This is a genomic window from Demequina sp. (assembly GCF_049841215.1).
GTDB lineage: Bacteria > Actinomycetota > Actinomycetes > Actinomycetales > Demequinaceae > Demequina.
In genome coordinates, this window is sequence record NZ_JASGEO010000010.1 from 57,143 (window position 1) to 75,886 (window position 18,744).

At 66.7% G+C, this 18,744-nt stretch carries 19 protein-coding genes and 1 tRNA gene; 14 read left to right on the forward strand and 6 right to left on the reverse strand.

The window, feature by feature from the left end; genetic code table 11:
- Window positions 1-195: 195 nt before the first annotated feature.
- On the reverse strand, window positions 196-861 hold the full coding sequence (locus QM618_RS03820; RefSeq protein WP_428095122.1) for a uracil-DNA glycosylase: 666 nt from the start codon (window positions 859-861) through the stop codon (window positions 196-198).
- Window positions 862-1,144: 283 nt separating this feature from the next.
- On the opposite strand from QM618_RS03820, the gene QM618_RS03825 reads away from it, so the two are divergent.
- The 4 genes from QM618_RS03825 (at window position 1,145) to QM618_RS03840 (ending at window position 5,212) form a co-directional block, all read left to right on the forward strand.
- The gene (locus tag QM618_RS03825) at window positions 1,145-1,423 is read left to right on the forward strand and encodes a DUF3263 domain-containing protein (protein ID WP_428095124.1); all 279 of its coding nucleotides are present in this window, start codon (window positions 1,145-1,147) and stop codon (window positions 1,421-1,423) included.
- Between the two features lie 19 nt (window positions 1,424-1,442).
- Window positions 1,443-2,024 carry a LytR C-terminal domain-containing protein gene (locus QM618_RS03830; protein ID WP_428095126.1) on the forward strand — a complete coding sequence of 194 codons (582 nt, stop codon included), beginning with the start codon at window positions 1,443-1,445 and terminating at the stop codon, window positions 2,022-2,024.
- A 212-nt stretch (window positions 2,025-2,236) separates the two neighbouring features.
- The gene (groL, locus tag QM618_RS03835; RefSeq protein ID WP_428095128.1) at window positions 2,237-3,862 is read left to right on the forward strand and encodes a chaperonin GroEL; all 1,626 of its coding nucleotides are present in this window, start codon (window positions 2,237-2,239) and stop codon (window positions 3,860-3,862) included.
- 105 nt (window positions 3,863-3,967) lie between these two features.
- A complete protein-coding gene (locus QM618_RS03840; RefSeq protein ID WP_428095130.1) occupies window positions 3,968-5,212 on the forward strand; it encodes an APC family permease in 1,245 nt (414 codons plus the stop codon).
- On the opposite strand, the gene QM618_RS03845 is transcribed toward QM618_RS03840, so the two are convergent.
- Both QM618_RS03845 and QM618_RS03850 read right to left on the reverse strand, forming a co-directional pair.
- Window positions 5,172-5,456 carry a DUF4031 domain-containing protein gene (locus QM618_RS03845; protein WP_428095132.1) on the reverse strand — a complete coding sequence of 95 codons (285 nt, stop codon included), beginning with the start codon at window positions 5,454-5,456 and terminating at the stop codon, window positions 5,172-5,174. The genes QM618_RS03840 and QM618_RS03845 overlap by 41 nt on opposite strands.
- A 35-nt stretch (window positions 5,457-5,491) precedes the next feature.
- Window positions 5,492-5,779, reverse strand: coding sequence for a WXG100 family type VII secretion target (locus QM618_RS03850; protein ID WP_428095134.1), 288 nt, complete (start codon window positions 5,777-5,779; stop codon window positions 5,492-5,494).
- A gap of 175 nt (window positions 5,780-5,954) precedes the next feature.
- Here QM618_RS03850 and QM618_RS03855 point away from each other — a divergent pair, with 175 nt between their 5' ends.
- Together QM618_RS03855 and QM618_RS03860 are read left to right on the forward strand one after the other, a co-directional pair.
- Window positions 5,955-6,338, forward strand: a complete 384-nt coding sequence (locus QM618_RS03855; protein WP_428095136.1) for a cold-shock protein — start codon at window positions 5,955-5,957, stop codon at window positions 6,336-6,338.
- Window positions 6,338-7,192 (forward strand): DUF3027 domain-containing protein, encoded by an 855-nt coding sequence (locus QM618_RS03860; protein ID WP_428095138.1) that lies wholly within the window; start codon window positions 6,338-6,340, stop codon window positions 7,190-7,192. The genes QM618_RS03855 and QM618_RS03860 overlap by 1 nt, the downstream gene beginning before the upstream one ends.
- Here QM618_RS03860 and QM618_RS03865 read toward each other — a convergent pair.
- Together QM618_RS03865 and serC are read right to left on the reverse strand one after the other, a co-directional pair.
- Window positions 7,189-8,010 (reverse strand): CAP domain-containing protein, encoded by an 822-nt coding sequence (locus QM618_RS03865; RefSeq protein WP_428095140.1) that lies wholly within the window; start codon window positions 8,008-8,010, stop codon window positions 7,189-7,191. The two genes, QM618_RS03860 and QM618_RS03865, sit on opposite strands and share 4 nt — an antisense overlap.
- Window positions 8,007-9,131, reverse strand: a complete 1,125-nt coding sequence (gene serC / locus QM618_RS03870; RefSeq protein ID WP_428095142.1) for a phosphoserine transaminase — start codon at window positions 9,129-9,131, stop codon at window positions 8,007-8,009. Before serC ends, QM618_RS03865 begins: the two co-directional genes overlap by 4 nt.
- 40 nt (window positions 9,132-9,171) lie before the next feature.
- Between serC and manA the strand changes: the two genes are divergently transcribed.
- The 7 genes from manA (at window position 9,172) to QM618_RS03905 (ending at window position 15,145) form a co-directional block, all read left to right on the forward strand.
- Window positions 9,172-10,293 (forward strand): mannose-6-phosphate isomerase, class I, encoded by a 1,122-nt coding sequence (gene manA / locus QM618_RS03875; protein WP_428095144.1) that lies wholly within the window; start codon window positions 9,172-9,174, stop codon window positions 10,291-10,293.
- A 9-nt stretch (window positions 10,294-10,302) separates the two neighbouring features.
- Window positions 10,303-11,634 carry a UDP-glucose dehydrogenase family protein gene (locus QM618_RS03880; RefSeq protein WP_428095145.1) on the forward strand — a complete coding sequence of 444 codons (1,332 nt, stop codon included), beginning with the start codon at window positions 10,303-10,305 and terminating at the stop codon, window positions 11,632-11,634.
- Window positions 11,631-12,317: a metal-dependent transcriptional regulator gene (locus QM618_RS03885; RefSeq protein ID WP_428095146.1), complete on the forward strand. Its 687-nt coding sequence runs from the start codon at window positions 11,631-11,633 to the stop codon at window positions 12,315-12,317. Before QM618_RS03880 ends, QM618_RS03885 begins: the two co-directional genes overlap by 4 nt.
- A gap of 167 nt (window positions 12,318-12,484) precedes the next feature.
- Entirely contained in the window at window positions 12,485-13,147 is a 663-nt protein-coding gene (locus QM618_RS03890; protein WP_428095147.1) for a C40 family peptidase, read from the forward strand.
- A gap of 71 nt (window positions 13,148-13,218) precedes the next feature.
- A complete protein-coding gene (locus QM618_RS03895) occupies window positions 13,219-14,199 on the forward strand; it encodes an aldo/keto reductase (protein WP_428095148.1) in 981 nt (326 codons plus the stop codon).
- A gap of 22 nt (window positions 14,200-14,221) precedes the next feature.
- Window positions 14,222-14,294: transfer RNA gene (locus tag QM618_RS03900), tRNA-Arg, on the forward strand.
- A gap of 179 nt (window positions 14,295-14,473) precedes the next feature.
- On the forward strand, window positions 14,474-15,145 hold the full coding sequence (locus tag QM618_RS03905; RefSeq protein WP_428095149.1) for a hypothetical protein: 672 nt from the start codon (window positions 14,474-14,476) through the stop codon (window positions 15,143-15,145).
- A 178-nt stretch (window positions 15,146-15,323) separates the two neighbouring features.
- On the opposite strand, the gene QM618_RS03910 is transcribed toward QM618_RS03905, so the two are convergent.
- On the reverse strand, window positions 15,324-17,141 hold the full coding sequence (locus QM618_RS03910) for a phosphoenolpyruvate carboxykinase (GTP) (protein WP_428095150.1): 1,818 nt from the start codon (window positions 17,139-17,141) through the stop codon (window positions 15,324-15,326).
- A 120-nt stretch (window positions 17,142-17,261) separates the two neighbouring features.
- Here QM618_RS03910 and QM618_RS03915 point away from each other — a divergent pair, with 120 nt between their 5' ends.
- Window positions 17,262-18,728 carry a helix-turn-helix domain-containing protein gene (locus tag QM618_RS03915; RefSeq protein WP_428095151.1) on the forward strand — a complete coding sequence of 489 codons (1,467 nt, stop codon included), beginning with the start codon at window positions 17,262-17,264 and terminating at the stop codon, window positions 18,726-18,728.
- Window positions 18,729-18,744: the final 16 nt, after the last annotated feature.

Genomic DNA, 18,744 nt, shown 5'->3' on the forward strand with positions numbered 1-18,744 from the left:
GCGGGTGCGTCCGTGGACGCCGGGGCGGCCTACGCCTGCATTCGGCGAGGCGTGATGCGACAGATCGCGGTGCTGGCTGCAGTGGCCATCGCTTCACTTCCCTCGCTCGCGGGCCGGGGCGCTGGGTGCACCTCCGTAACCGATGTCCTATTAATACCATCGGTTTTGTAGGAATTGCAAATGATGTGCGTGAGGTTAGTTGATGCCCCACGTGATGGGGGCGGCTCCTTGGGCCACGAGGGCATCGTTTGCCCTGCTAAAGGGCTTGGAACCAAAGAAACCTCTGCTCGCACTGAGGGGCGAGGGATGGGCACTCTCAATGCGTGGGATGTCTCCGAGTAGCGGCGCTAGCGCCTGCGCATCACGTCCCCACAGGATCGCCACGAGCGGTCCGCCGCGCTGGGCGAGAGCCCTGATCGCGGTCTCGGTGAACTGCTCCCAACCCTTGCCGCGGTGGCTCGCGGGCGCTCCCGGCCGGACGGTGAGCACCCTGTTGAGCAGCATCACGCCCTGTCGTTGCCACGCAGTGAGATCGCCGGTGGCGAGGGCTTCTCCGGTGTCGTCACGGAGCTCCTTCGCCATGTTGAGCAACGAGCGTGGCATGGGGTGTCCGGGAGGAACCGAGAAGCTAAGGCCCACCGGATCCCCGGGGGTGGGGTAGGGGTCTTGGCCAACGATCAGCACGCGCACCTCCGCGAGCGGGGTGGTGAAGGCGCGCAGGATCGCGTCCGAGGCGGGCAAGTAGCCGCGGCCAGCCGCGATCTCCTCGCGCAGGAAGAGCCCAAGCGAAGTGAGCGTTGCCTCCTGGCCGGCCAGAGCGTCGGCCCAATCGGGGGCCACCTGATCACGCCACGAAGCCATGCGGCAACCCTAGCGACGCCCCACACCGATCACCCCTCCACACACACCGATCACCTCTCCACACACGGCGATCACCTCTCCACACACGAGCGACTCTTTCCCGGCGAGTTCATGCGGGGAGTGCCTTCGCGGGGGGCCCGACGGCGGCGGATTGTGTGGAGGGGCATTTCCGGCGTGTGGAGAGGTGATCGGCGTGTGTGGAGGGGCGCGCGGGGGGGAGGGGTCGTCGCCTAAATGACACGGATGTGATTCCCGAGTACGCTGGCGCACAGAAGGGAGGACCATGGACAACGCCGCACGCGCCCTCGCGCCGCACCTGCCCGCTTTGAGCGAGCGCGACGCTGACATCCTCACCTTCGAACGCCAGTGGTGGCGGTACGCGGGAGCCAAGGAAGACTCGATCCGCGAACACTTCTCCATGAGCGCCACCCAGTACTACCAAGTGCTCAACGCCCTCATCGACACCGAGGCCGCGCTCGCGCACGATCCGCTGCTCGTGAAGCGACTGCGTCGCATGCGCACGGCGCGCACGCACGGCCGCGCTCGGCAATGGGCCGACTAACGCGGGGTACGCTTCACCCGTGAGTGACCAGTACGCGCCCGACGAATTCGACGAGATCGCAGCCCACGGTGGCCCCGTTGGAGTGCACCGTGCGCCGCGTCCGTGGTGGTCGCGCCTCGTAGCCCCCGTGCTCGTCTTCCTCATTGCGGGCGCGGTCGCGTACCTCATCGCGTCTTACCTGTGGAACCAAGAGGTCAAGGATCCCGAAGAGCCAACGCCCACCATCACGGAGAGCGTTGAGGAAACGGTGACGCCGTCGCCGACGGCCACTCCTTCTCCCTCCGTGACGCCGTCGCCAACGCCCACTGAGACACAGTCAGTGCAGTTCGACGCCAAGATCGCCGTGCTGAACGGCGCCGGCATTAACGGCCTTGCCGCGGAACAGCAGCAGGTGCTCGAAGACGCCGGATTCACGAAGGTCACCGCGGCGAACCTCAGCGGCTCCAAGCCGGACGACAACGTCGTCGTGTACTCGAACGAGGAACTCAAGGCAACGGCGCAGGAAGTGGCGAAGGCCCTGGGAATCGACGACATCTCCCTCGACGTGCCGCAACAGGATGTGGACGTCGAGGTTCACCTCGTCAGCGACCCCTCGAAGTAGCCGGTTCCGCGGCCCGCGAACGGCGCCCGGTCGCGTTTGCACTCTCACCGGGAGAGTGCCAGAATCGCATTAGCACTCTCACCTCGAGAGTGCTAACCAGACCTCGGCTTTGTGGGTGAGGTGTGGGCTCCGGCGTGACGTGAACGCCGGTCGTCACCACCGTCCGTCGCGGGCACCAGCGAAGCCACCACCTTGAAAGAGGAACCACCCCCATGGCAAAGATCATTGCCTTTGATGAGGAGGCCCGCCGCGGTATGGAGCGGGGCATGAACGCCCTCGCCGACGCGGTCAAGGTCACGCTTGGCCCCAAGGGCCGCAACGTCGTCCTGGAGAAGAAGTGGGGCGCCCCCACCATCACCAACGACGGCGTGTCCATCGCTAAGGAGATCGAGCTGGAGGAGCCGTTCGAGAAGATCGGCGCCGAGCTCGTCAAGGAAGTTGCGAAGAAGACCGACGATGTTGCCGGTGACGGCACCACGACGGCTACCGTGCTGGCCCAGGCGCTCGTGCAGCAGGGTCTGCGCAACGTCGCCGCTGGCGCCAACCCCATCGCCCTCAAGAAGGGCATCGACAAGGCCGTTGAGGCCGTCACCGCCGAGCTGCTCGACGCCGCCAAAGAGGTCGAGACCAAGGAAGAGATCGCTGCTACGGCTGGCATCTCCGCGGGTGACCCCGCCATTGGCGACCTCATCGCCGAGGCGATGGACAAGGTCGGCAAGGAAGGCGTCATCACGGTCGAGGAGTCGTCCGCGCTTGGCCTCGAGCTTGAGCTCACCGAGGGCATGCGCTTCGACAAGGGCTTCCTGTCCGCCTACTTCGTGACCGACCCCGAGCGCCAGGAGGCCGTCCTCGAAGACGCCTACGTGCTGCTCATCGAGTCCAAGGTGTCGTCCGTCAAGGACCTCGTCCCCGTGCTCGAGAAGGTCATGCAGACCGGCAAGCCCCTCGCGATCATCGCGGAGGACGTCGAGTCCGAGGCCCTCGCGACCCTCGTGGTCAACAAGATCCGCGGCACGTTCCGCGCGGTCGCCGTCAAGGCCCCCGGCTTTGGTGACCGTCGCAAGGCGATGCTCCAGGACATGGCGATCCTCACCGGCGGTACGGTCATCTCCGAGTCCGTAGGCCTTTCGCTCGACAACGCCACGCTTGACCTTCTTGGTCAGGCGCGCAAGGTCGTCGTGACCAAGGACGAGACGACTCTCGTCGAGGGCGCAGGCGCCGCGGAGCAGATCGAGGGACGCGTTCGCCAGATCCGTGCCGAGATCGAGAACTCTGACTCCGACTACGACCGCGAGAAGCTCCAGGAGCGCCTCGCCAAGCTCGCTGGCGGCGTTGCCGTCATCAAGGCGGGCGCGGCCACCGAGGTTGAGCTCAAGGAGCGCAAGCACCGCATCGAGGACGCCGTTCGCAACGCGAAGGCTGCCGTCGAGGAGGGCATCGTCGCCGGTGGTGGCGTGGCCCTCATTCAGGCGGGCGCCAAGGCGTTTGGGAAGCTTGAGCTCGAGGGTGACGAGGCCACGGGCGCTCGCATCGTCGAGGTTGCCATCAACGCACCTCTGCGCCAGATCGCCATCAACGCCGGCCTTGAGGGCGGCGTCGTGGTGGAGAAGGTCAAGACGCTTCCAGTTGGTCACGGCCTGAACGCCGCGACCGGCGAGTACGTTGACCTGCTCGCTGCTGGCGTCAACGACCCGGTCAAGGTGACGCGCTCCGCGCTGCAGAACGCCGCGTCCATCGCGGGCCTGTTCCTCACTACCGAGGCCGTCGTTGCCGACAAGCCAGAGCCCGAGCCCGCCATGCCTGCCGGCGGTGGCGACATGGGTGGCATGGGCTTCTAGGTCCACTCTGCTTCACGGCGAAGGCCCCCTCCCATTCGTGGGAGGGGGCCTTTGTTTCCGCCCGACGCTGTTGTCACCTCCGGCGCGTGTCGCTAGGTTTGCGATGTGTCAGGGCTCGCGCGTCGGCTTGGCCTCGGTGATGCCGTCGCGATCGGTCTCGGCTCGATGCTTGGGGCTGGCGTGTTCTCCGCCTTCGCGCCCGCGGCAGCCGTCGCTGGAGCGTGGCTCCTCTGTGGTCTCGCCATCGCGGCGGTGGTGGCTCTGTGCAATGCCACGTCGTCCGCGCAGCTCGCCGCCCAGTTCCCCGAGTCTGGCGGCACTTACGTCTACGGCCGACGCTTGCTCGGCGAGTGGCCGGGCTTTGTCGCGGGATGGTGCTTCGTGGTCGGCAAGACCGCGAGCTGTGCGGCGATGGCGCTCACCGCGGCTGCGTACCTTGCGCCATCCGGCTGGTCCCGGCCGCTCGCGGTCGCTCTCGTGATGGCCGTCACTATCGTGACCAGCCTCGGGGTCAATCGCACAGCTGCGGCCACGAGGATCATCGTCGGCATCGTGCTCGTGGTTCTCGCGCTCGTGCTGGTTGCGGGCGCCCTTTCGCCGCATGTCGACGCTCCGCTCTTAGGCGGCGCACCGCAGGGCGCCTACGGAGTGCTCCAAAGCGCCGGTCTGCTGTTCTTCGCCTTCGCCGGCTACGCGCGTATCGCGACCATGGGTGAGGAGGTGCGCAACCCGGGCCGGACCATTCCGCGCGCCATTCTCATTGCGCTGGCATCTGCCCTCCTCATCTATCTCGCGGTGGCACTTGCCGCACTCGCCACGCTAGGCCCCGCTGCGCTTGGTGCATCTCGCGCGCCACTTGTTGATGTGGCAACGGCTGGGGGTTGGAGCTGGGCGGCGCCTGTCGTGAGCGTGGGTGCGGGCGTGGCCGCCATCGGCGCACTCCTCGCCCTCCTTGCAGGGATCACGCGAACCGGCCTTGCGATGGCCCGAACGGGCGATCTGCCACGAGGGCTCTCGATTGTTCACCCCACGGCCCATGTTCCACGCGTTGCGACGCTCTGGGTTGGCGGCGCCGTGGTGCTGTTAGTTCTCATAGCGGATTTGCGGACCGCAATCGGCTTCTCGTCATTCGGCGTCTTGCTCTACTACCTTGTCGCAAATCTTGCGGCGTTGCGCCAGGACCGTGAGAACCGGCGCTACCCGCGCGCCCTGGCTGTGCTTGGTGTCGTCGGATGCGTGACCCTTGCCGTGACACTCCCCCTATGGTCGATCGGCGCAGCGGCGGTCACCATTGCCGTTGGCGTGGCGATCAGGGTGCTCCGGCTCGGCCGCGCCGCTGCGCAGCCGTGACCCGCAACCCAGACGCCCGCAGCCGCCGAACCAACTCGCGCGAGTCCACAAGCACCGCTCCCTGCTCCAGCAAAGACTCGTAGCGCTCTGCGGGAACGTCGTAGTGATCGCGATCAAAGCCGCGCGACGGTATCCCCGCCGCGGCGGCGAACGCGTGCAACTCGTCGAGCGACGTGTCCGAGACCAGGTGCCCCCACACGCGCCCGTGCGCGGGCCACAGTGGGGGATCGATGAGTACGGTCACCGTCCCATCAAAGCGCACCTGAACTCAAAGCGGGACTACCGCGCAAACATGCGCGCGGCAGTCGCCTCCGCCTCCGCGTACCCAGTGGCGGCCACGGACAGCGCCTCGGTGAGCGACACGAGTGCCGTCTCCACCTGCGCCTGCGCGCCCCTCCACTGCCCAAGCACCCCGGCAAACGCCGCCGACGCCTGGCCCTGCCAACTTCCCTCCAACGCCTGGAGCGTCGCTACGAGCCCCGCAACCTCCGCGCGAATGGTCTCTCCCGACTGGCGCGCCCGCCCTGCCGCCGCCGCAACCTCATCCGAGTCCACGTGATACAGCATGTTGTCCCCTTCCAAATAGGTACGGCGACCGTACGCGCGAACTCAGCCACAGCGTCGGGCAGGAGGGCCAAACTGTGGACAACGCGCCATACCTGCCGGCCTGGGGACGCAGGTGTGGCGCCGGGTAGACTAGGCACGCGCCGAACACGCGGTGCGACGAGTAAACGAGGTTGATGTGCCCACCGGAAAAGTGAAGTGGTTCGACTCCGACAAGGGGTTCGGCTTCATCGCAGGCGACGACGGCGGTGAGGTGTTCCTGCACGCGAGCGCCCTACCCGACGGCGTGACCGCGCCGCGACAGGGCGCCAAGGTCGAGTACTCGATCGCCGATGGCCGCCGTGGCCCCTCCGCGCTCACCGTGACGCTCCTCGAGCCCGTGCAGACGCTTTCGCAGACCATGCGCAAGCCCACCGAGGACATGACGGTCATCGTCGAAGACCTCATCAAGATGCTTGACGGCGTCTCCAACTCGCTCCGCAAGGGCCGCTACCCAGACGGCGACAAGGGCAAGAAGGTCGCCGCCGTGTTGCGCGCGGTGGCCGAGCAGCTGGAGGCGTGATGGCCGACGCCGTGCTCACCGGGGCGATCGACGTCGCCAGGGATGCGGCGATCGAGCTCGCCGAGGATGCCGCCGCGGTTGGCGAGCACCTCGGCTCCGTTGAGGAGGGCGAGCGCGTCGTCTCGCACACGTTTGCGTGCCTGCTCCCCGGTTATCGCGGCTGGGTGTGGACGGTCACGTTGTCGCGCGCGCCGCGAGGCAAGGATGTGAGCGTCGACGAGACGGAGCTGCTGCCCGCCGCGGATGCGCTCCTCGCCCCCGCGTGGATTCCGTGGGCGGAGCGCGTGCGCCCCGGCGATCTCGAGCCGTCGATGGTGCTGCCACTCATCGAGAACGATCCCCGCCTTGTCCCCACCTATGAGGTGAGCAAGGACGAGGACGCGATGCAGATCTGGGAGCTTGGCCTTGGGCGCGAGCGTGTGCTTGGCGCGGAGGGCCGCGATGACGTGGCGTCGCGCTGGTATCGCGGCTCGCACGGCCCAACGGCCGCCCAAGCGGTCGCCTCGGCCGAGCCGTGCCAGACGTGCGCGTTCTACGTGCCGCTCAGCGGAGCCATGCGCCTCGTCTTTGGCGCGTGCACCAACGAGTGGTCGCCCTCAGACGGCAAGGTTGTGAGCGTTGACCACGGCTGTGGCGCGCACTCGCAGACCACCGTGGAGCACGGGCCAACGCAGTGGCCCGCCGCAGACCCCGTTTTTGCGTCCGACGTTGTGGTTGGCTTTGACCTCGGCACGCCCGACGCTGTGGTTGAGCCCGACGCTGTGGTTGAGTCAGACGCTGTGGTTCAGGAAGACGCCCCGGTTGAGTCAGAGGCGCAGCTCGCCGAGCAGCCGCAGGAGCAAGTGCTCGCTTAGCGGAAGTTCTCCGTGGCGTACCAGGTGGTGCCATCGGAAGAGCTCGCGACCCCCGCACCCATCGAAGAGTGGCTGGGGTTCATGAGGTTGAGGCAGTGCCCGTTCGAGTACACAAGGTTCTTGTGCATCTTCGCGATCGCGGTGCTCGCGGAGTAGCCGGCCGAGCTGTACACCACGGCGACGTTTTCGGAGCCGGGGCGGTTGGGGTTGTGGGCCAGACCGTCGATGAGCTTGCCGGTCTTCGCGTCCTTCTTCACCATGCTCTTGGACCACGAGGTGGCGACGGAGGCCATCGAGGAGGACCACGACAGGGGAGCGATGCCCAACTTGGCGCGCTCCTTGTTCACAGCGGAGAGCAGGGCCTTGCCCGTGGAGCCAGAGGCGTTGACGGGGTTGCTTGGGTTGGCGCAGAACTGCTTGTAGGTCTTCGTCGACGCCTTCTTGACGCTCTTCACGGCCTTTGCCTTGGTGACGGTGGCCTTCGACGACGTCTTCGCGGTCTTCGCGGTGGACTTCACTGTCACGATCTTGGCGGCGGGGGCGACCTTTGGCTTGGGCACGGTCACCGTGATCTGCTGCACCGCGGCGTCGAGGTCCACGTCGGTGACAGGGGCGATCACGCCAGGGGTGATGTCTGGGGTGCTGGCAACTGGTGCTCCGGCGCCAGCGGCGTCGGTTGTTGCTTGGGCAGGGTCCACATAGTGGGGGCCCGCGACGAGCATGGTTGCGGCGATGGCCGCGGGGAGGATTCCCAGCAGGATTACCGGAATGCGACGGCGTGGCCGGCGCGGGTCCAGGACATCCTGCTGTTCGGTCATGTCACCAATCTCTCCACTACGAATTCGAGGCAATCGATGAGAGCGGAGACATCGTCCGGATCAACAGCGGGAAACACACCTACACGAATCTGGTTCCTGCCGAGCTTGCGATACGGATCAATGTCCACAATCCCATTGGCCCTCAGGTGTCGGCGCATCTCAGCTGCGTCGACCCCTGAAAGCAGATCCAAAGTAGCGACGACAGGTGACCGATTTATAGGGTTTGTGATGTATGCCTCAGTGTGAGGAAAGTCACTCGCCCACGCGTAAAGTCGGCCCGATGACTCGGCCGTGCGGGCCGCCGCCCACGCCATTCCACCCTGCTCTAGCAGCCACTTCAGCTGCGCGTGCATGAGTACGAGCGTGGCGACGGCTGGGGTGTTGAGCGTCTGGTTCGCGCGCGAGTTCTCCAGGGCGATCGCGAGCGACAGGGTGTCCGGAATGTAGCGACCGCTCGCGGCCACGCGCTCCACCCGCTCCACCGCGGCAGGCGACAGGATCGCGAAGTACAGCCCGCCGTCGGACGCGAAGTTCTTTTGCGGCGCAAAGTAATAGGTGTCGATCTGGCTCAGGTCCACGAGGGTGCCGCCTGCAGCAGAGGTGCCGTCCACTACGGCGAGCGCATCGCCGATCCCGGTTGGCCGTGAGATGTCCGCGATCGCTCCAGTGGAGGTCTCGTTCTGCGGCCAGGCGTAGGTGTCGATGCCGTCCTCGGCCTTGGGAGTGACGACAGAGCCAGCCTCCGCCGTCAACACCGACGACGGTGCCAAGTGCGGCGCGCGCGACGTGGCGGTCGCGAACTTGTTGCCGAACTCGCCAAACGCACAGTGCTGCGCGCGTTCGTCGACGAGCGAGAACGCGGCCGCATCCCAAAACAGCGTGGAGCCGCCGTTGCCGAGGATGACCTCGTGGCCGTCGGGCACCTGGAAGAACTCGGCGAGCATCGCGCGAATCTCGCCGACAATGTTTTTCACGGGCGCCTGCCGGTGCGATGTTCCAAGCACCCCAGGCTGAGCCGCCATGAGCGCGGCCAGCTGGTGGTCGCTCACCTTGGACGGGCCGGAGCCAAACCGGCCGTCTTGGGGCAGCAGGTGCGCGGGGATCTCAATCAGATCGGACATGCCTGACATCGTACGGGCGCGGCCCTGGCATGATTGCTGGGTGATCCGCATCGACCCGCGACTCAAGGCCTTTTCGTGGGGTCAGCATGGATCGATGGCGCGGATCCTGGCGCTTGAAGACCTTGCGGGTCCCGTGGCAGAGGCGTGGTTTGGCGCTCACGAGACAGATCCCTCAGCGCTCCCAGACGGTTCCGACCTGGCGGCCTTCATCGCCGCGGATCCGGAGCGCACCGTTGGCGGTGAGCGCCTTCCTTATCTCTTGAAGATTCTTGCGATCGCCTCTCCACTGTCTATTCAGGTACACCCCACCTTGGACCAGGCCCACGTCGGCTTCGAAGCGGAGGAGGAGCGCGGGGTCGCAATCGACGCCCCTGATCGCACCTTCAGAGATCCGCGCCACAAGCCGGAGCTCATTGTCGCCCTCACGCCGATGCGGCTGCTCGTGGGCCTACGCGACGTCCGCGAACTTGCCGCTGACCTGCGCAAGCTTGGTGCGGACGATCTCGTCGCCCTCGTGGATGGCCGCGAGTCACTCCTTACTTATGTGATGGCCGTGCTTGGCGGCGAGGCGAAGACCGAGGTCCTCGATCGCCTTGCTCACCAGCCGGAGGGCGATAGTGCCCTCGCGCTCGCGGGACGAGCCGCCAGGGCCTTCCCCGGTGACCCCGGTGCGCTCGTCGCGCTTGCGATGAACCCCGTGGTGCTGCAACCGGGCGAGGGCTGTTACGTGCCTCCGCGGGTGATCCACTCGTACCAGTCCGGAATCGGCGTAGAGATTATGGCGAACTCGGACAATGTGGTGCGCGGCGGCCTCACGCCCAAGATGATTGACGTCGCGCGGCTCGAGGCGATTCTCGACGCCCAGCCCGCCGCCCCGCTGCGCCCCGTGGTCGCCCGCGTGGGCTGCGCCACCACGTATGCGGTGCCCGTCGAGGACTTTGCCTTGGTGAGGCTCGAGCGCGGAGCCGCCCACCTCCCCGCCGTCCCCCGCATCGTCCTTGCCTTGGATCCCACCACGGTGACCACAGCGTCGGACAGTATTCAGCTCGATGGCGGTACGGCGGCGTTCGTCCCCCTGTCCGACGGCGTGGCTGAGGTGCGTACGGACGGTGCGGCTTTTGTGGCACTTCCCGGCGGGGGGGCGATGCTCGTCGAACGCTAGGCTCGTGGCATGGCTTCCGTCTCAGTTTTTGGCACCGGATATCTGGGCGCCACGCACGCTGCCGGTATGGCAGAACTCGGTCACGACGTCATTGGCGTGGATGTTGACGAGGCGAAAATCGAGCGGCTTTCGCGCGGCGAAGTGCCGTTCTTTGAGCCCGAGTTGCCGGAGTTGCTGCGCAAGCATGTCGAATCGGGGCGGCTGCGCTTCACCACGGATGCGCGCGAGGCCGTTGACGCGGCTGACATCCACTTCATTGGGGTAGGTACCCCGCAGAAGAAGGGTGACTACGGCGCGGACATGCGGTTTGTGGACGCGGTGATCGACACGATCGCGCCGCTGCTGACGCGACCGTCCGTGATCTTTGGGAAGTCGACCGTTCCGGTGGGTACCGCGGCGCGGCTCGCCGCGCGGGTTCGTGAGCTTGCTCCCGTTGGCGACCAGGCCGAGCTCGCGTGGAACCCCGAGTTCTTGCGAGAAGGCTTCGCGGTGGAAGACACGTTGCGCCCCGATCGCCTTGTGCTTGGCGTGGACCCAGAGCGCCCAGGCAGGGCGGAAGAGGTTGCGCGCGACGTGTACGCAGGAATCCTCGCGAGGGACACGCCGTTCCTGGTAACCGACCTCGCGACGGCGGAGCTCGTGAAGGTCAGCGCCAACGCCTTCCTCGCCACCAAGATCTCCTTTATTAATGCGATCGCCGAGGTGTGCGACGCCACGGGCGCCGACGTGGTGCAGCTCGCGGATGCGATTGGTTACGACGAGCGCATTGGGCGCAAGTTCCTTGGCGCGGGCCTCGGCTTTGGCGGCGGGTGCCTTCCCAAGGACATTCGCGCGTTCATGGCGCGCGCGGGCGAGTTGGGCGTTGACCAGGCGCTGACGTTCTTGCGCGAGGTTGACGCGGTGAACATGCGCAGGCGTGACCACGTGGTGCAGCTCGCCGCGCAGAGCGTTGGCGGTTCCCTGCTTGGTGCCCGCATCGCTGTGTTGGGAGCGGCGTTCAAGCCCAACTCTGACGATGTTCGTGATTCGCCGGCGCTCGACGTAGCGGGGCGCTTGCACCTTGGCGGGGCCGATGTGCGGGTCTATGACCCGCAGGGCATGGCCAACGCGGCGGCGCTGTGGCCCACGTTGACCTACGCGGAGTCGATCGACAGTGCTGTGAAGGACGCCGACCTCGTCATCGTGGCCACGGAGTGGAACGAGTTCCGTACCGCAGACCCAGGGGCGCTCGGAGCTCTGGTGAGCAAGCGTCGGGTTATTGACGGACGAAACTGCTTGCCAGTTGACGCGTGGCGAGACGCCGGCTGGGAGTACACGGGCATGGGGAGGCACGCGGGATGACGGACCTCATCGACACCACCGAGATGTACTTGCGCACCATCTATGAGCTGCGCGAGGACGGGGTGGTGCCCATGAGAGCGCGCATCAGCGAGCACCTTGGCCACGCCGGCCCCACGGTGTCTCAAACCGTGGCGCGCATGGAGCGCGACGGGCTGGTGGTTGTTGACCCTACGGACCGCCACTTGGAGCTCACTGCAGAGGGCGAGTTGATCGCGACGCGGGTGATGCGCAAGCACCGTCTCGCGGAGCGGTTGTTGACCGACGTCATCGGGCTCGAGCTCGCCTTTGTGCATGAGGAAGCGTGCCGCTGGGAGCACGTCATGAGCGAGCGCGTTGAGCGCCGCGTCGTCGAGATGATCGAGGGCCCTCTGGTGTCCCCGTACGGCAATCCCGTACCCGGTCTTGACGACCTGGGGGTGGCACGCGAAACGGCCCAAAACCGGGACGAAGTACCTATCTCTGAAGTTTTTTTTGGAGAAGGCACTGTGGGGGTGGTCACACGGATTGGGGAGACGCCTCAAGCGGAGCCGGAGTTCTTGGCGGAACTCGCCAATTTGGGGGTTCTACCAGGCAATTCTGTATCCGTGCGTGCTGCGACTCGAGGCATTGAGATCACCGGGCCTGGTGGCTCGATGACCATCACCGAGGACGACGGACGGCACGTTTTTGTGGCGCTCGACTGAACATTCGGGCGAATCTTGGGTACCATCGTCGACTAGTAACTACTTGAGGACCATCCTCTTAGGGAGCCCAAACAAGAGGGAACGCGTTGCGGCGGCAACACGTTGAGGCTCCGGAAACATCGACGCGCACAGGGCGCGGAAGGAACGAAAATTTGACTTACGGATACATGCGCGCCAGGACGCGCGCGGTGGCGGCTGCGGCCTCCGCCGCACTGATAGTGGTACCCCTGACCGGCGCCGCGGCGGCTGCACTGGTCACGACGGAGCCGGTCACCCCTGACACGGCAAACGTCATGGCAGCGAACCTTGGCCAGGCGGAAGCCCAGGCTGACGCGCCCACGCAGATCGCGGCTGATGCAGACGCCGACTTCGACGTGGACACGCCAACCGTCAAGGTGAAGAAGAACCCGGTTCCCAAGCCGGTGGTGCGGACCTCGTCCGGCACTGCGGTGGGCAACTCCCGCCCTGTCGTGGCCTCGGCCAGTGTGCAGCAGGCGATCGCGGGCTCTGCGGTTATCGAGTACGCCTCGAAGTTCGTTGGTACCCCCTACCGCTCCGGTGGTAGCACGCCCGCTGGCTTCGACTGCTCCGGCTTCGTCTCGTACGTGTATGCCCACTTCGGCATCTCGTTGCCGCGCTCTTCCGGCGCGTACTGGGGTGTGGGCACGCGCGTGTCGTCCCCCAAGCCCGGAGACATCATCGTCACGTCCGGTCACGTGGCCCTGTATGCGGGCAGCAACCTGCAGATCGACGCGCCGGTTCCCGGCAAGACAATTCAGTTCCGTGCGATCTGGCAGAACAACCCCACTTACATTCGAGTGACGGACTAATAGCCTTATAACGAACACGAGGGGTCCGACCGTTGGGGTCGGACCCCTCGTTTCGTGTTTAGGCTGGTGGCATGCACACCAACCACGTTCCGCGGCTTGGCCGCGACATCTCCGCGATCGGCCTTGGCTGCTGGCAACTGGGTGCCGACTGGGGCGACGTCGCCGACGACACGGCCACCGCAATCCTCGACGCGGCCTATGACGCCGGGGTGACGTTCTTCGACACCGCGGACGTCTATGGCGATGGGCGCTCAGAGCGTTCCGTTGGCGAGTTCCGCGCGCGCCACCCCGAGGTGTTCGTGGCCACCAAGATGGGCCGCCGCGCCTCGCCGCATGAGGCGTCGGAGTACACGCTCGACAACTTCCGCGCATGGACGGACCGCTCGCGCACCAACCTGGGGATGGACACGCTGGACCTGGTGCAGCTGCATTGCCCTCCCACCTCCGTCTACAGCGACCCCGCCACGTATGACGCGCTAGCCGTGCTGGTGGACGAGGGTCGGATAGCGCGCTGGGGTGTCTCTGTGGAAACCTGCGACGAGGCGCTCGAGGCGCTTCGTCACCCCGGGCTGGCCTCGATTCAGATCATCGTCAACCTCTTCCGCCGCAAGCCTCTGGAGCTCGTCACCCAGGCAGCGGCCGACGCTGGGGTCGCCATCATCGCGCGCGTTCCCTTGGCCTCCGGCCTGCTGAGCGGCAAGTACGACGAGCACACCCAGTTCGCCGCGAACGACCACCGGAACTTCAATAGGGATGGTGCGGCCTTCTCCGTGGGCGAGACGTTCAGTGGCGTGCCGTACGACGTTGGCGTGGCCGCGGCGCGCGAGGTCGCGTCGTACACCCCGTCCGGCTGGAGCACCGCGCAGTTCGCGCTCGGCTGGCTCACGCAACAGCCCGGCATTTCCACGGTGATCCCAGGCGCCCGCACGCCCGAGCAAGCCCACGCCAATGCCGCGGCGGCAGAATTGCCAGCCATAGCGTCGGGCACCCTGGACGAGCTTGAGGGGATCTACGACCGCGAGATCAGGGCGCACGTTCACGACGCGTGGTAGCCGGTAACCTTGTAAGGCCCCGGCGCCTGTAGCTCAGGGGATAGAGCACCGCTCTCCTAAAGCGGGTGTCGGCAGTTCGAATCTGCCCAGGCGCACTGTTGTTGGAACGCTTGCGCGGAGCTCGTGGCTCGCGGGCATGGAGTTCGTGGCCCGCGCGCGGAATGTGACGGTCGGATCGCGCGCTGGTCCGTCAGAATCCGCGCCGACGGCTCATCTGACGGTCCGATCCCGCGATGATCCGTCAGTTTCCGCGGGTCGTGGCTACGCTCGGGCCATGAGCGAGGCCGAGGACCGAGAGATCGCGATGGCGTTCCGTGCGTGGATCGACCTGCCGGCCGACGCGTCGCCAGAGCAGATATGGGAGGCGCGGCCCGGGCGTGTGGCTGTCCTCCGCAGGTTGCGGGAGGGTGCCGAACCGATCGACTTCGTCGAGGTGCTGCTGAACTCAGCGACCGATGAACAATCGCTGGCCGTGACCTGTGCGGTCATCAAGGACGGTATTGAGGAGCGCCACCCAGCGACTATCCACGCGATCTTCGAACGGTCCGAGGAGGAGCCCTGGGCCACGTTAAGCCTGCACATGTTTGGCCCGGGGCAATGCGCCGAGGGGCAGGATGAGGCGGGATGGGCGGACCCGCAGATCAATCTTGCGCAGGCCATCGAGGCGTACGTGTGGATGGGTGGTGAACTGGAACCGGGGGAGACCCGCGAGCATCGCTACAGCTTTCTCGTGACTGATCCGCTCTACCGCGCGCTCCATTACCGGAAGATCGATCCCGTACCGCTCCTGGCGCGCCTCCGCCGCGTCGCGCAGAACGACTGGGAGGAGGATCACGTGCTCACCGGAGCATTTGAGGACGTGTGCTACGACCGTCCGGAATTGCGTGAGGGGATCATCGCGATCGCACCCGCCGAGTGGGCTGACCCGCTGCGGAGTCTCGGCTAGCAAGCGGCACCCGGGTGGGTCCGCGCGAGTCTTCCCTGAGGACATGAGGGTCGGAAAACTGCCGAGGACGGCACCCACGTACTCAGGGGACGCACGTGAGCGGAGCGATATCCTGCGTCTTCGCGCCGGATGACGGCGCGGCCGCAGGTAGACAACCCGGCCGCAGGCTGACTCGGCCCTACTCGCCAGACGCGAGCCGCACCCGCAACTGCCGCAGTTGCGCGTAGATCGCCACGGGCACGCGCGGAGAGAACGTCGAGAGGTAGCGCTCGGTGTCGTCGGACTCGGCGAACAACGCCCGTCGATCAACGGACATGAGCTCGCCCCACTCCTCGCCAGACACACCCGCCGATAGGTAGTCGAGCTCGCCCTCGGCCGGAAGGGTGCCGAGGGGCGAGTCGACTCCTGGCGCGGTGCCATCAAGGCGGCCAAGCATCCACGCGAGAACCCGGATGTTCTCGCCGAAGCCCGGCCACAGGAACCGGCCACCGCGACCCTTGCGGAACCAGTTGACCTGGAACACCGCCGGCGGGTTCGCAACCGACGAGCCAACCGCCAGCCAATCCGCCCAATGATCCGCCATGTGGAGGCCGCAGAAGGGGAGCATCGCGAAGGGATCGCGGCGCAGCGCGCCCACGGTTCCCTCGGCCGCCGCCGTCTGCTCCGACGACAGCGTGGCGCCGATGAGCATCCCGTGCTCCCACGAGTTCGCCTGCGCCACGAGCGGCACGTTCGAGGCGCGGCGCCCACCAAACACCACTGCATCGAGAGGCACGCCCTCTGGAGCGTCCCAGTCGTCGGCGATCGTGGGGCAGTTCTGCGCGGCCACCGTGAAGCGCGAGTTGGGGTGCGCCGCGGGCTCCGGGGAGGACGGCGTCCAGTCGCGGCCCTGCCAATCGATGAGGTGGTCAGGGGCCGACGGCGTGAGCCCCTCCCACCACACGTCGCCGTCGTCGGTAAGCGCCACGTTGGTGAAGATCGTGTCCCTGGCCAGCATGTCGATAGCCACCGGGTTGGTCTCGCGAGACGTCCCGGGCGCTACCCCGAAGAAGCCTGCCTCCGGGTTGATCGCCCTCAGCCGACCGTCGGAGCCCGGCCCAATCCACACGATGTCGTCGCCGAGCGTCTCCACCTTCCAGCCGGGAAGCGTGGGCCGCAGCATCGCGAAGTTGGTCTTTCCGCACGCGCTGGGGAACGCCGCCGCAATGTGCCGCGCCGTGCCCTGAGGCGACGTCACCTTGAGCAGCAGCATGTGCGCGGCAAGCCAGCCCTCGTCGTGGCCAAGCGCGCTCGCGATGCGCAACGCGAACGCCTTCTTCGCGAGGATCGCGTTGCCGCCGTAGGCAGAGCCAAACGACCAGATCTCCCGCGTTGCCGGGAACTGCACGATGTATTTGGTGGGGTTGCAGGGCCACGGCACGTCCGTCTCCCCATACCCAAGGGGAGCGCCGACGCTGTGCACGGCGGGCACCCACGCCGCACCTTCCGCGATACGAGAGAGCGCGGGCGCGCCCATGCGCGTCATGATGCCCATCGACACCACCACGTAAGGCGAATCCGTGACTTGCACGCCGTAGCGCGTGAGCGGGCCGCCGACGGGGCCCATCGCGAATGGCACCACGTACATCGTGCGGCCGCGCATCGCCCCTTCAAACAGTGACCGCAGCTCTTCGCGCATCGCGAGAGGCTCGCGCCAGTTGTTGGTGGGGCCCGCGTCTTCCTCGCGCGGCGTGCATACGAACGTGCGGGACTCGACTCGCGCCACGTCTTGCGGGTTGGAGCGCGCGAGGTAGCTGTTGGGGCGGAGGTCGGGGTTGAGCGGGATCAGCGTCCCGGCCTCCACGAGCTCCTCGATGAGGTGACGGCGCTCCGGGAGAGATCCGGAGCACCACACGATGTCTCGCGGCTGGGCGAGGTCCGCAATGCGGTCCACCCATTCGGCAACATCGCGGGGCACGGCGAAGGAACTAGTGACGGGTGGGGCGGTGACGGTCATCGCTGACTCCGGGGGCGTTCGCGGGAAAATCTGGCTACTTCTTCACCGTAAGAGCCTCAACAGCAGCGACACGCACAATCTCGCAGAGAAATTTGGCCGAAATTTCGCTAGCGTGAATCCGTGGAGGATCTCAGCTACGTCGGCAGGCGCATTCGGCACTTCCGTAACGGAGCGGACCTCACGCTCGCGGAGCTCGGCGAGACCGTTGGCGTGGTGCCAAGCCAGCTCTCGCTCATCGAGAACGGGCGCCGTGAGCCACGACTCACCCTGCTCTCCGCCATCGCACGTGCGCTTAACGTCACTGTTGCCGACCTCATTGAGCAAACCCCGCCGTCGGGCAGGGACGCGCTTGAGGTGGAACTGGAGCGTGCCCAGCGCGGCACCACCTATCGCGAACTTGGCCTCCCGGAACTGCGGCCAAGCCGCTCGCTCCCCGACGACGCGCTCACTGCGCTGGTGGGCCTGCACCGCGAACTCGACCGCCGATCACGCCAAGCGATCGCCACGCCAGAGGAGGCTCGCCGCGCCAACACGCGTCAGCGCCTGCGCATGCAAGAACTCAACGACTACCTGCCGGACATCGAGGAGATTGGCGAGGCGGACGTCACCGCCGCCGGCCACGTCTCGGGGGCGCTCACCCACCGCACCGTTGGTGTGATGGCGGAGTCGCTCGGTCTGGAGATTGTGCACGTCGACGACCTCCCACACAGCGCACGTTGCGTCCTAGACCTCGCGAACGGCCGCATCTTCATTCCGCCGGCGTCGATCCCTGGTGGCCACGGCCTGCGCTCGCTCGCGCTTCAAGCGATGGCCCACGTGCGCCTTGGCCACGAGGCGCCAGCGGACTACGAGGACTTCCTGCGCCAGCGGCAAGACGCGAGCTACTACGCCGCCGCATGCCTCATGCCGCGCACCGCAACGGTCGCGTTCCTCACCAAGGCGCGCGACGAGCGCGACATCGCCATCGAGGACCTCCGCGACGCCTTTGGCGTGACCCACGAGGCGGCCGCGCTGCGCTTCAGCAACCTCGCCACCGCGCACTTGGGGATGCGCCTGCATGTGCTGCGTGTGGACGGCGACGGCTCGGTGATCAAGGCGTACGAGAACGACGGCCTGCCCCTTCCCGTTGACGTCACTGGCTCCACGGAGGGCCAGCTCGTGTGCCGCCACTGGAGCGCCCGGCGCGCCTTCGCTCGCCGCGCCCGCACCACCGAGTACTACCAATACACGGACACCCCCGCGGGCACCTTCTTCGAGTCCACCCAAACCGGCGCCACCGACGCGGGTGAGTTCTCGATCACCATCGGCGTGCCGTTCGACGAATCCAAGTACTTCCGCGGGCGCGAGTCACGCGAGCGGGCAGTTTCGCGCTGCCCTGACGCCAGTTGCTGCCGCAGGCCCGACGCTGCGGTCGCCTCTCGCTGGGACGGCAAGGCTTGGGCCAGTCCCCGAGTGCACGCGCACATCTTCTCGCCGCTGCCGCAGGGCACGTACCCGGGCGTCGACGACCGGGAGCTGTATGCCTTTCTCGAGGCGCACGCTCGCGACGCGGACGCGGGCGTACACCCGGGCGACGGAGGCGCGTAAGCCAGCCCCAGCGTCG